The organism is Tahibacter aquaticus, from assembly GCF_004363655.1.
Taxonomy (GTDB): Bacteria; Pseudomonadota; Gammaproteobacteria; order Xanthomonadales; family Rhodanobacteraceae; genus Tahibacter; species Tahibacter aquaticus.
Map to the genome: position 1 here is coordinate 197,921 of NZ_SNZH01000014.1, position 12,084 is coordinate 210,004.

Below are 12,084 nucleotides of genomic sequence, written 5' to 3' on the forward strand. Positions count from 1 at the left end.
TGGCCGTTCGGCAAATCGATTACGAGAGCCGCTGCCATCGCGCCTGCGTGACGGCCGGGTTCTGCCGGATGCCGACCCGCCCGACTGGCGCCGGGTTCGGTTGGGCAGAACAAGCCCTGTTCTCCGTCGGCACGCTCAAGGGTTCCGGGCCCGAACTGCGGCCAAGCGCCATGGCGCAACTTTGCCTGCTTCGTCGTTCAAGCCCTGCGCAGGCGGGCCGATCGGCGCGCAACAGCGTGCGACTGGTTTGTTTGCCGGCCGGCCGGGGTCTGTCGGCAAGGCGTCGGACCGGGCGGCAGGCGTCCGCGGGCGACGCACGGCCAATGAACGTAAATATACAATTACAGTAGAGGGTGCCATGGATCTTTCGAGTGTTTCGCATCAACTCCGGTCGACGTATGCGCGCGCGGGCTGCGCCGTGGCGGTCGGAGCGCTTCTGGGGGTGTTTGCCGCGCCGGCGGTTCAGGCAGCCATCGTCGTGACCGATACGGGGGCAGGCTCGGCGCTCACCTGCACGCTGGCGCAGGCGATCTCGCTGGCAAACCTGGCGAACAATCCGGGCAATGCGACGCCGGCTGGTGCAACGACCGTCGATCCGCTGTCGTGGTCCGCGGCGATGGCTGTCGGCAGCGGCAGCTGCACCGGCGCTGCGGCCGGCGCCAACATCATCCGCCTGCCCGCGGGCGCGACGATCAGCCTGAGCACCAGCAGCCCGGACAATTTCTGGTACGGCCCCAATGCGCTGCCGCCGATTGCCAGCACCATCACTATCGAGGGCCATGGTGCGGCGCTGCGCATTGCTTTCGTTCCCGCGTCTCGCCTGCGCTTTTTCTTCGTCGGCGCCGATCCGCTGAGCAGCGCGACGCCGGGCTACAACACCCCCGGACCAGGCAACCTGACCCTGCGCAATCTCACCCTGGACGGCGGCGTCCAGCGCGGCGGGAGCAGCCGCCGCGGCGGCGGCGGCGCCGGCCTGGGCGGCGCCATCTTCAACCAGGGCACGCTGACCCTGAGCGGCGTCACCCTGACGAACAACCTGGCCGTGGGCGGCAGCAGCGGAGTCGGCACCGCAACGGGCGGCGGCGGCATGGCGCAGGACGGCAGCAGTGCCGGCGGTGGCATGGGCGGCCCGGTGTCCCGGGGAAGCAGCGACGCCGGCCAGGACGGCACGCTGACGACCGGCGTCGGTGGTGCCGGCGGTGGTATGGCCAGTGGCCTGGGCGGCCGCGGCAGCTACAACAACGGTGGCACCGGCGGTGCAGGCGGCAATGGCGGCGGCGGCGGCGGCGGGTCCGGCCCGAGCAGCGCCTTCTACAACGCGGGCGGCGGCGGCGGGTTCGGTGGCGGCAACGGCGGCCAGGGCGAGCGGGCCGGCGCTACAGACCTGACCGGCGGCAGTTTCAGCAACGGCGGAGTGACCGGCACCGGCGGCGGCGGCGGCGTGGGCGCCGGCGGGGCCAGCTCCGGCAGTTCGCTGGCCGCCGGTGGCGGCGGCTTCGGCGGCGGTGGTGGCAATGCCTTCATCGGCGGCCAGGGCGGATTCGGCGGCGGTGGCGGTGCCGGCGCCGAAAGCGCGGGCGGCTTTGGCGGCGGCAACGGCTTCCAGCACCAGGGAGCTTTCGGCGGCGGCGGCGCCGGCATGGGCGGCGCCATCTTCAATCACGGCGGCTCGCTGAGCCTGGTCAACTGCACGCTGAGCGGAAACTCTGCCATTGGCGGCGCTTCCGGCTTCGGTGGCACTCCTGGGCTGGAAGGCTCCGGCGGCAGCGCCCTGGGTGGCGCGGTGTTCAATCTCAACGGCAACGTGAACGTTTACTTCTCCACATTGGCTGGAAATGGCGTCACCGCCGGTACCGGTACCCTGGGGGCCGGCGCCCAGGCGGGCGGCGCGATCTATTCGCTGGCCTACAACGCGGTGGCGGCCGCGGGCAGCAGCAGTGCCGCCCTCGTCCTGCACAACAGCATCCTGGCCAATTCGACCGGTGGCGTCGACCTGGTCGTCGACCAGCCTGCAGCGGTTTCTGGCGGTCTGGTCAACGCAGCGGTTGTCACCACCTCGGCGCTGGGAGCCAATCTGGTGATGTCGGCGCTCGCGCAGAATGGTGCCGCGGCGTTGCCGGCGTTTCCGCTGGGCAGCGATCCGTCCCTTACGCCGCTGGCGGACAACGGCGGCCCGACCCAGACCATGGCGCCGCTGTCCGGCAGTGTCGTCATCGATGCGGGCCAGGCCAGCTGCGAGATCCCGCTGCCGTCTACCGACCAGCGCGGCTACCAGCGCGTAGCGGGTGCGGCAGCGGACATCGGTGCCTACGAATCCGATGCCGTCGAAGTCGACTCGGTTTTCGTCGACGGCTTCGAGGCCGTGGCTGGCTGTCCCTGATGCGCGTCGGCGACCGGATGCACGGTTGTGGAAATTGTATGAAATGAGCCTGTGCCGGCCCGATGTGCCCGTGTCGGCCGCTGCCTCGTCCGCCCCGGTCGGGACCTTGCAACCAGCAGGTAGGCGCAATGGCTGCGCAGATCGGCGATGCCCGGGTCGTTCGCGGGGATGACGCGACCGGTGAACCCGATCGCGTCATTTGCGCACCGAAATCGACAGAACCGCATCATCGGCGCGTGGCGCTGCGTCGGTTCCGGCGCGCACTATCGCGTCGGACACGGTACGTAAGGAATGGCGTATGCGCTTAGCCCCGGAGCGGACGATTCAGGCCGCCGATCGGTCGGCCGATGCCGCCGCAAGCCAATTGTCCGGATGCGCAGGGCAGGACGACACGCAGGGTCGATACCAGCGTTCACTGCGAGGCAGGCGCATGACGCGGTTGCGTGTCGTCGCGATGGCGTTTGCGATCGTCGCGGCGGCGTGGGCGCAGACATCGGCAGCGAAGGAAGTCAGCGGCGCGTTGTCGGCGCGGCCGCTCGCGCCGGCTGGCGCCATCGCAGTGGCCGGCAAGCATCGCCTGCGGGCGGGAACGACAGCGGTGCTGTACGTGCCGGCGGCGATTGCCGCCGGCGCACCAGCGCCCTTCCTGCTGCTGCTGCATGGCGCGGGCGGCAAGGGCGAAGACATGATCCGGCTGTTCAAGGAACAGGCAGACCGGCGTGGCATCGTGCTGCTCGCGCCCGACTCGGCCGATCGCAGCTGGGATGTGGCGCTGTCGATGTCGGGAAACGACGGTGCGCCGAGTTTCGGCAGAGACGTGAAGCGCATCGACGCGATTCTGCAAGAGGCCTTCGCCCGCGTCGATGTCGATCCGCAGCGCGTCGCGGTAGCGGGCTTTTCCGACGGCGCCAGCACGGCACTGTCGATAGGTGCGCGCAACGCGGCACTGTTTCCAGCCACGTTGGCCTTCTCCGCGGGCGGCATGGTTGCGGACTGGAACGGGCCGACCGGCCGGGTGTTCTTCTCGCATGGCGCGAAGGATCGCGTTCTGCCCATCGCCATTGCGCGCGACTCGCTGGCACCGGCGCTGCGTGCGTCAGGGTTCGCGGTCACGTTCGTGACCTTCGACGGCGGCCACTCGCTGCCGGCGCCGGTGCTGGAGCAGGCGATGGTGTGGTGGCTGGGGCCTGGCCCGGATTCGCCATGACCGCCGCCAGGCGACGGACTGGAGCCGGGTTCGCCGATACCGGCGATCGTCGCCAGCGGTCGCCGCCACGCCGTGGCTTCGGCTGCCGAAGCTGCTGCCGCTACGCAGTTCTGCCGCTTTTCGCGAACTACCGGGCGAGCCAGTAGAAGATCGCCGCACCCACTATCCCCACCCCCGGCAGATCGCTGTACGCGTCCCCCGGCCTGGCCTGGCCCGGTCCGCGGCGGCGAAGGCGATGCCAGCCGGGCAGCAGGCTACAGGCGACAGGCATTGCCGAAGCGCGATGGTGCGCTGCAGGCTGGCCAACCCACCTCGCGGTGCAATTCGCATCCGCTCATCGCACGCTACAGTCCGCCTTGACCGCAGGCGTCAAAACGTAGGGCGTCGATGAGCGCAGCGAATGGCGCCGAACGATTGCGCGACGCAGACAGGCGCAAACACCTCGCGCTGCACGTCGCCTCTGCTCATCGCCGTCTGCGTCGGCAGGCCCGGCCAGGCGAAAGCCGGCCGATCAGCCGCCCGATCAGCCGCCCGATCCCACGGGCAGCTCGAACACGCACGGCGTCACGCCCGTCGAGAATGCGTGCTCGGTGATGACCAGCGACTGGTCGTCCACCATGCCCAGGCCGGCCATGCTCGGACTTTCCACATGGCCGCGCACCTTCACGGTGTAGCTGTCCGCCGCGGTAACCGTACAGGCCACGACCGCACCGACGCTATGGGCGCGCAGGTTGCTCTCGCTCGTGTCGCCGTCGTTGGAGCACAGCGCGCTGAGGGAGTCGTTTGTCGGCGGTACCTGCCGTGCGGTCAGGGCCAGGATGCTGCGGTTTACAACGATGTCATATTCCACATGTCCGCGTTCGACCTGGCATTCGGCGGAATAGTGGATGACCAGCGTGCGCGGCCCACGCACGCTGATGGTCTTGGCGATGAACTCTGCGTCCAGCGGCCCCACCGGCACCGGCACGGCGCCAGTATCGACAGCGACACTGACTTCGTCCGCACTGGCGAACGCGGAAACCATCAGGCCCAAGGCCAGCAGCAGGGCAGACGAAAGGTGGAATTTGGTATTCATGGCAATGTCCTCGGGATGGCAAATGGATAGTCGGTAGACGGCGAAATGTGCCGGCGCTGTTGCGTCTCCTGCCCGGGATGGTCGGTGCGAGGCCGGCTTTCCCTGGGGAGCATCCCTACGTACGCGCTGCGACGCGGCCAGGGATCACGGCAGCTGCAGGCGAGAGCAACGTGGGCTTCGCGCCGCACAGACTGGGCTGGAAACGGAAGGCGAATCGCCGCGGATCGTCGCTTCGCGCCGCCCCTGCAGTGCCACCCGTTGCGGGCCTGGCGTTGGCAGGGATCGGGTTAGCGGTGCCTGCCGATCTCAACAGCATCGCCACTTCCATACGCCTCGCGTTCACTCCCGCGATGACACCCTGCCGGCGTGTACACGTAAGTCCCTGCACAGAGGAGTTCGCTATGCAACTGCCCCGATTGCTTCTGATGTCGTTTGCCGTTTTTGCTTTTGCCGGTGCCGCCGACGCACGTGACCACCGGCGTGACCGTGACGACAACCCGCCGGGTCCGCGTGGTGGACCTGGCACCAACTGGGAAAATCCGCCGGGCTGGCGCGGTGGCCCAGGTGTCTCGCCGGATCACCGCTACTACCGCCGCGGCAAGGAGCGCATCCGCTTCGAGGTGCGCAACGACGGCTATTACTTCAACTCGCGCTACGGCTACTACCACCCGCGTCATGGGTTCTGGGACCAGCGCGGACGCTGCTGGCGCGACCGTGACGACAATCCGCCGGGCCCGCGCGGCGGCCCTGGCACCAACTGGGAAAACCCGCCCGGTCCGCGCGGTGGCCCGGGCGCCAGTCCGGATCGGTTTGGCGGCTGCTGAAGACGCACTGAGTCGTCCGCTCGCCGAGTGACGGCCCGCGCCTGTTGTCCAAGGCGCGGGCTTCTTTTTCCTGGCACGGGGCCAGGCTGATTTGATACGCCGTACACCGGAGCAGGGCGCAGATCCAACGCCATCGCGCCAGCGTGCGCGTCGCTGTTGCAGACAATGCGGATGAGGGGAAGTCGTCAGCGATCAGGTTCGAACCTGACTCCCCCTGCCTCAAGCTCGTGCTAGCCGCCAGTCCTGCGCATGCGCCTGCAGCGCGCGCAAGGCGGGCGAGATCGCCGGCCGGCTTCAGCCCGCCGCGGTGGAAGACGTGAGGGCGCAGCGTTGGCAGGTCGGCAATCGGAATGCCGCGCAAGCCGCGCGGCAGGCGGCAGTACGCCTTCAACACGGCAGCGCCGGTACCGAACTGCACGAAGGACAGCATCAGATCCCTGCCGCTGGCCTCGACGGCGACGGTCCATGGCACGCTGGCGGCCTGCGGCAGGCGGGCGAGCCGTTGCCGGTGCGGCCTGCAACGCGTGCCGGCCTCTAGTGTGGAATAAGCCACAATGCATCAACGAGGCCGGTTCGGCCCGGCCTCGTTCCGGCTCGCCAGCGGCGCGGGCGCTATTGAAATCCGTCCCGGAAAATAAGCTCGCTGCCGTACAGCACTTCCACCGCACCATCGTCCGCCGTGGCGCCGTCGTCGTAGTACGGCACGCCGATCGCCAGATCCACGGTGCCGTCGTCGTTGTAGTCGCCGGTGGCCAGCGAGCTGCCATAGCGATCGTCTACCGCCGGTGCGCCGATATTGCGTGCGGCACTGCGCGTCCAGCGCTCGGCGCCGGTGGTGGTCAGTCCGCTGGCGGTCGCATGCAGGATAGCCACCGAGCCGGATTCGTCGAGCCCGTTCGCCGCCTCGCCCGGTGCGCCGATGACCAGGCTGGCGCGGCCGAAGATCAGGCCGGTCGTGCTGCGGCGCAGGCGGCCCGATGCCAGCTTGGAACCGAAGCGCCCACCGCTGGATGCGCCGGGAATGTCGGCGGGCGTGAAGCGCTGGTTGCCGGTGGTCGTCAGGCCGCCGGTGTCGCCCGCATACACGACATGCACCGCGTCGGCATACGTGCCGATGGCCAGGTCCGTGGTCAGCCCGCTGTCGAACGGTGCGGCCTGCAGATCGAATCCGAATTGCGTAGAGCTTGCACAGGTGCCGAGCATCGCGCCGACGCCGGGCCGGAAAATGCGCGAGCGCGTTGTCACGATGCCGCTCGCGCTGCCGTACATGACGATGACCGCGCCGCCCTTGGTGGTGCCGTCGGTGCAGCGCGCGCCGGTCGCGCCGATGGCCAGGTCGTCGTAGCCGTCGGCGTCGAAATCACCGCTGGCGAGCGAATAGCCGAAGCGGTCGCCTTCGAGCGGATCGAAGGTAAGGCCGTCGCTGTTGCGTGTGACCAATGTGCCGCGTGCCGAGGTGATGCCGCTGGCCGTGCCGTATTCGATCATCACGGCGCCGGCCTCGTCGACCGTGCCGACGGCCTCGTTGAGCGAGCCGATCGCCAGGTCGTCGTAGCCGTCGTTGTCGAAATCGCCGGCAGCCAGCGTGTTGCCGAAGCTGTCGCCGGCTTCATGCACGCCGGGGTAGCCGTTGCTGCCCTGCTGGATCGTGGTGACCACGTCCCACACGCCGGCGTTGTCACGGCGTGCGACATAGGCACGGCCGCCGGACGGCACCGATGCGCTGTACGACGGATTGCCGAACGCGATCTCGTCGCGACCGTCGCCGTCGAAGTCGCCGGTGATGATGGTATTGCCGCGAAAGCCCGTGCCGGTCTCGAATGTCGTCGAGAAGAACTTGATCAGAGCGCCGCCGGTGCCGACAGTCCAGGGGGCGCCGCGCAGGATGCGCAGCGCGGTGCCGCCGTTGGGCGAAACGATCAGGTCGTCGATGCCGTCGCCATCGACATCGCCGCTGGTCGCGCCGTAGCCGTACTGCGTGGTGCTGGCGATCGGATTCTTCAGCGTGGTGTTGCCGATGGGCCCCAGCGCGTACTCGGCGAGTGCGGCGCTGACGGGCAACAACGAGACGACGATGCAAGCGACTAGACGCGACATAAACGATCCCTCGTGATGGACCCTGTTGTCAGACTGAACGCCGGACCCCGCCTGGACCGAACAGGGCTCGTCGTGCGGGCGGAGCCGAACGCGGCAGTCCTGCGATAGCGCGTGTCGTCCCGCCGTGCAAACGGTGCCCGGTGTGAAGCGGGCCGCGTTTTGCGTCACGTGGCACGACGGCGCGCGTTGAGGTTTTCGCCCTCATTTCCCGTTGTAGGGAAAGACCGCTTTCCGGAGATCGATCCATGCCCCTGTTTCGCCTGCGCGGCATTCTCGCCGTCGCCCTCTGCTGCACCACGCTGGCCGCTGCCGCCGAGCCGGACAGCGGTGACCGTTACCGCGTCACCATGACCATGAAGATGGCTGGCATGTCGATGCCGGGCACAACGACCGAAGTCTGCACGGCGCGCGCGCAGCCGGTCAGCGAGCAATCGATTCCCAAGGACAAGGACTGCGACGTGCAGAACTTCCGCGTCGAGGGCGCCAAGGCGTCGTACCGCATCGTCTGCACCGGCAAGAACGCGATGACCGGTGACGGTGAGATGGAAACTTTGCCCGGCGGCTTTCGCGGCAGCATGAAGGCGCAGGCCGAGGGCCAGCAGATTGCGATGAACTACGAAGGCAAGCGCATCGGCGGCTGTGACTTCGCCACCGAATCGCCCGAGGCACAGGGCAGGGCGATCACCGCGCAGGTCTGCGAGGCGCAGGTCGGTTCCGTGCTGTCGCATGCGATGTACGTCGGCCCGAAGGCGGCATGCCCGACCTACAAGGCGAAGTTCTGCGCCAACGTGAAGCGCGAGATGGACAACACCACCGACCCGGCCCGCTTCGCCGATGCCGACCGCAAATTCGGCAAGGGGATCTGGGACGCGGCCGAAGGCTGCGGCGGTTCGCGCGCGGCCATCCTGGCGAAAGCCTGCGGACGCGCCGAGTCGGGCGGCGATCTGGATTTCGTCGGCGACTACTGTCCCGATCTCGTGCCGCGCCAGTGCGCCGGCGCCGATCCGAACCGCAACGGCCGTTTCCTGGTGCGGCATTGCGCCGAGCGCGCCCGCACCCTGGCCGCGCAGCAGTGCGAAGGCCGCGGCTATACCGCCATGCAATCCTCGCCGTACCGCGCCTTCTGCACCAGCTACGCCGCCGAGCGCCTGAACGCGCGCAATGCCGCGGCGCAGGCCGAACCCGCACAGGAGGATGGCGCCGCCGAGGCGCCAGCCAGCAACGCCGAGCCGGCCAAGAAGGCCTCGTTGCGCGACCGGCTCAAATCGCTCAAAGACCGCATCGGCGGCAATTGATGCGATGGTTCGCCGCCATCGCGCTGCTGGCGTGCGCGGTTGCACAGGCTGGCGTGCCGGCGAACCGGTTTCCCGATGTCGCGGCGGCGTACTGGGTCGAGGTCGACGGCCGGCCGCTCTGGGCCGGCCAGCCAGACAGGCGCCTGCCGATGGCCAGCCTGGCCAAGCTGATGACCGCACTCATTGCAGTCGAACACGGCGAGCTGGATACCTGGGCCGAGGTTTCCGCAGGCGCTGCCGCGGAAACCGGATCGCGCCTCGGCCTGCGCCGCGGCGAACGCGTCACGCGCCGCGACCTGCTGCTCGCGGCCTTCGTGCGCTCGGCCAACGATGCCTGCCGCGCACTCGCCGACGCGGTGGGTGCAACAGCGGACGCACGCGACCCGACCGGCGCCTTCGTCGCACACATGAACGCGCGTGCCGCAGCGCTGGGCATGGCCGACACGCACTACAGCAACCCCTGCGGCCACGACGACAGCGCGCAATACACCAGCGTGCGCGATCTCGCCACGCTGTCGCACGCCGTACTGGCCGAACCGGTACTCGCCGACGCCGCGCAGCGGCGCACGCTGCGCCTGGTGACGGCGGCGGGCCGCGAGCTGTCCGCGCGCACGACCAATCCACTGCTCGACGGCCTGGACGGCGCGCGCGGCCTGAAGACCGGCACCACGCCGGCCGCCGGGCGCTGTCTCGTCGCCTTTGTCGAGCGCGATGGCCGGCGCGTGCTCGTCGTGCTGCTGCACGCGCCGGAGCGCTGGTGGGACAGCGTCGGCCTGGTCGAACTGGCGTTCGATGCGCCGATGCCGCGCAGGGATGCGGCTGGCGAAGCGCGGGGCGCCGATGCCTCCCTTCGCTGACACGCGTCCACGCAGGGGATTGATGCTTTTTCCATTCCGACCCATTGTGCAAACCGCCGCCGACGCTGATGCCATGGCGCACACGCCGCCTGCCGGCACGCACCGCGCCGACGACAGCCCTGGGCCTGCAACGAAGCGATGGGCCGGCCCGCTTCGCGCCATCCAGGCCGTAGCCGTCCTCGTCATCGCGGTGATGCTTGCCTACGCGAATGCGTTCGGCGCCGCCTGGCAATTCGACGATTTCGCCACGCTGCTCGTCCAGCCTGCGGCGCGCAGTCTTGCCGGCTGGTGGGATGCGCTGCCCGGTATTCGCCCGCTGCTGAAACTCAGCTACGCGCTGACCCACGAACTCGGCGGCGGCGCGGTTGCCGTACACGCCACCAACATCGCCATCCACGCGCTCAATGCCTGCCTGCTGTGGGCACTGTGGCGGCGCTGGCTGCCCACGCTGTCGCCATCGCTGCAACGCCCCGATGCCGCAGCCTTGCTCGCCGCACTGCTGTTCGCCCTGCACCCGGCCACGACTGAAGCCGTCACCTACGCCAGCGGGCGCTCGATCTCGCTGGCAGCGACCTTCGCCCTCGCTGCGCTGCTCGCCGACGACCTGGCGCGCGAACGCCCGTCGCGCCGCGCCTTCGCCTGGGCCGCTCTGCTGCTGTTCGCGCTCGCGCTCGCGGTGCGCGAAACCGCTGTCGTGATCGCGCTGGTTCCGCTGCTGCGTGCCTGGGTGGCGGGACAGCCGCTGCGCGCCGAACTGCGACGGCTGCGTGGCTGGGTAGGCGTGCTCGCCGTGGCGGCGCTCGCGGCGCTCGCAACGCCGGGCTATCACGTGTTCTTCGGCGTCAGCCTTGCCACGCGCGACCTGGCCCAGCAGGGCATGGGCCAGTTGCTCGCCCACGCCTATCTGCTCACGCATCCGCTGGTGGGCTTCACCAATATCGATCCCGATCTGCGCGTGCCGACGGCGTGGTCGTCGACACTGACCGCCTGCGCGGCCTTGCTCGCCGTCCTCGTAGGGGCCATGTTCGCCGCGCGCCGCCGCCAGCCCTGGCTCGCATTCGCGATAGGCTGGTATCTGCTGCAACTCGCGCCGGGCAATTCGCTGCTGCCGCGGCTGGACCTCGCCAACGACCGTCACCTCTACCTCGCACTGGCCGGTCCGATGCTGGTGCTCGCGTGCCTGCTGTGCCGCGCCGCGGCGTGGCGGCACACGCGCGCATTTGCCGTAACAGCGGCATTCGCGCTGTGCACGATGCTCGCGCTGGCGACCTGGCAACGCAACGCCGACTACCGCAGCGAGACCGCGCTATGGCAGGCCACCGTGCGCGATTCGCCGCTGAAGGCCCGCGCCTGGCTCAACCTCGGCTACGCCCATCGCCTCGAAGGCGACTTCGCGCGCGCCGCGGCGGCGTACCGCTGCGCCTTGCTGCTCGATCCCGTCAACGCGCAGGCGGCGATCGATCTGGACCTGGTTGCGCCGGGGGATGTGGCGCCCGCGAGGTGCCCACCGCCCGGGTGAGTGGCCGATGGCAGGGCAGGTTCACGTCGTGTGCGGATCGGCGGTCGCCAGCAGGCAGCGGTGCGTTTGTGCGATGAGTTGGGCTTGGCATTCCGCCGATGCTTTCGGCCTCGGCGCTGGGCGCGCCGAAAAAACGCGAAACGCCACGCATCAGGCGTGGAAGTCCACGGTCCACGCCCCGCGTTCCGCGCCGGAAGGGCGCAACGCCACGGTCAACGTGCGGCGTTCCGCGCCAAAAGCGCGGAAGGCGGCGGTCAGACCGTGGCGCTCCGCGAAAACACGGTGGAGCGCCGCCGTAAAAGCGCCGCGTCCCACGAAGAAAGCGCGAGGTGCGGCCGTAAAAGCATCGCGTTCCGAGGAAAAAGAGCGGAGTGCGGCCCCCTTTGATATCGCGTTATCGCACCAAGCATCGACGCAGCAAGCGCCATTGGATCATCGGAGGCCGGGTGCGTCCGGGGCCGGTTTGGAGGGGGACAATGACCACGGTTGGCCACGACACACTGGTTCGCTGAAGCGGCCTTCGAGAGAACATGCCTAGGATGGGCGATCCATTTCGTCGCTTCGCAATTGTCCCAGGCTTCTATCGTTCACTGTGACAACTACCACGTGATGCTTCGACCACGTCGGTATTCAATCCAAATCTGTTGTGCGCGTCTTGAGCGAGGATGCGCGAAGCACGTACGCATTTTGGTCCCAAGAATCCCACAGTCAGGTTGGCAGGAGACACCCAGTCAGCTAGGGCGTGTTAACGCTATTGTCGTTTAACCCTCCATGGGAGAAACTTCGTGCATGGAGATAACGACTGAGCAATTCGCAAAGATTGAACATTG

8 protein-coding genes are annotated in these 12,084 nt (G+C 68.7%); 6 read left to right on the plus strand and 2 right to left on the minus strand.

Features of this window, described 5'->3' with window-relative positions:
* Positions 1-442: 442 nt before the first annotated feature.
* Positions 443-2,380, plus strand: coding sequence for a choice-of-anchor Q domain-containing protein (locus DFR29_RS30565; RefSeq protein WP_166654244.1), 1,938 nt, complete (start codon positions 443-445; stop codon positions 2,378-2,380).
* A 199-nt stretch (positions 2,381-2,579) separates the two neighbouring features.
* The gene (locus DFR29_RS21005; RefSeq protein WP_133820606.1) at positions 2,580-3,587 is read left to right on the plus strand and encodes an alpha/beta hydrolase; all 1,008 of its coding nucleotides are present in this window, start codon (positions 2,580-2,582) and stop codon (positions 3,585-3,587) included.
* 523 nt (positions 3,588-4,110) lie between these two features.
* On the opposite strand, the gene DFR29_RS21010 is transcribed toward DFR29_RS21005, so the two are convergent.
* Positions 4,111-4,662, minus strand: a complete 552-nt coding sequence (locus DFR29_RS21010) for a hypothetical protein (protein WP_133820607.1) — start codon at positions 4,660-4,662, stop codon at positions 4,111-4,113.
* Between the two features lie 401 nt (positions 4,663-5,063).
* Between DFR29_RS21010 and DFR29_RS21015 the strand changes: the two genes are divergently transcribed.
* Entirely contained in the window at positions 5,064-5,486 is a 423-nt protein-coding gene (locus DFR29_RS21015; protein ID WP_243746129.1) for a hypothetical protein, read from the plus strand.
* 612 nt (positions 5,487-6,098) lie between these two features.
* On the opposite strand, the gene DFR29_RS21020 is transcribed toward DFR29_RS21015, so the two are convergent.
* Positions 6,099-7,583: an FG-GAP-like repeat-containing protein gene (locus tag DFR29_RS21020; RefSeq protein ID WP_133820608.1), complete on the minus strand. Its 1,485-nt coding sequence runs from the start codon at positions 7,581-7,583 to the stop codon at positions 6,099-6,101.
* A gap of 245 nt (positions 7,584-7,828) precedes the next feature.
* On the opposite strand from DFR29_RS21020, the gene DFR29_RS21025 reads away from it, so the two are divergent.
* The 3 genes from DFR29_RS21025 to DFR29_RS21035 all read left to right on the plus strand — a co-directional run bounded on the left by DFR29_RS21025 (position 7,829) and on the right by DFR29_RS21035 (position 11,254).
* Entirely contained in the window at positions 7,829-8,878 is a 1,050-nt protein-coding gene (locus DFR29_RS21025) for a DUF3617 domain-containing protein (protein ID WP_133820609.1), read from the plus strand.
* Positions 8,878-9,735 (plus strand): D-alanyl-D-alanine carboxypeptidase family protein, encoded by an 858-nt coding sequence (locus DFR29_RS21030; protein ID WP_133820610.1) that lies wholly within the window; start codon positions 8,878-8,880, stop codon positions 9,733-9,735. The genes DFR29_RS21025 and DFR29_RS21030 overlap by 1 nt, the downstream gene beginning before the upstream one ends.
* A gap of 73 nt (positions 9,736-9,808) precedes the next feature.
* A complete protein-coding gene (locus DFR29_RS21035; protein WP_133820611.1) occupies positions 9,809-11,254 on the plus strand; it encodes a hypothetical protein in 1,446 nt (481 codons plus the stop codon).
* Positions 11,255-12,084: the final 830 nt, after the last annotated feature.

What these genes read in the sequence shown, in the direction of transcription:
- DFR29_RS21010 (WP_133820607.1), bottom strand. Translation starts at nt 4,662, where the DNA reads ATGAATACCAAATTCCACCTTTCGTCTGCCCTGCTGCTGGCCTTGGGC.
- DFR29_RS21015 (WP_243746129.1), top strand. Translation starts at nt 5,064, where the DNA reads ATGCAACTGCCCCGATTGCTTCTGATGTCGTTTGCCGTTTTTGCTTTT.
- DFR29_RS21020 (WP_133820608.1), bottom strand. Translation starts at nt 7,583, where the DNA reads ATGTCGCGTCTAGTCGCTTGCATCGTCGTCTCGTTGTTGCCCGTCAGC.
- DFR29_RS21025 (WP_133820609.1), top strand. Translation starts at nt 7,829, where the DNA reads ATGCCCCTGTTTCGCCTGCGCGGCATTCTCGCCGTCGCCCTCTGCTGC.
- DFR29_RS21030 (WP_133820610.1), top strand. Translation starts at nt 8,878, where the DNA reads ATGCGATGGTTCGCCGCCATCGCGCTGCTGGCGTGCGCGGTTGCACAG.
- DFR29_RS21035 (WP_133820611.1), top strand. Translation starts at nt 9,809, where the DNA reads ATGGCGCACACGCCGCCTGCCGGCACGCACCGCGCCGACGACAGCCCT.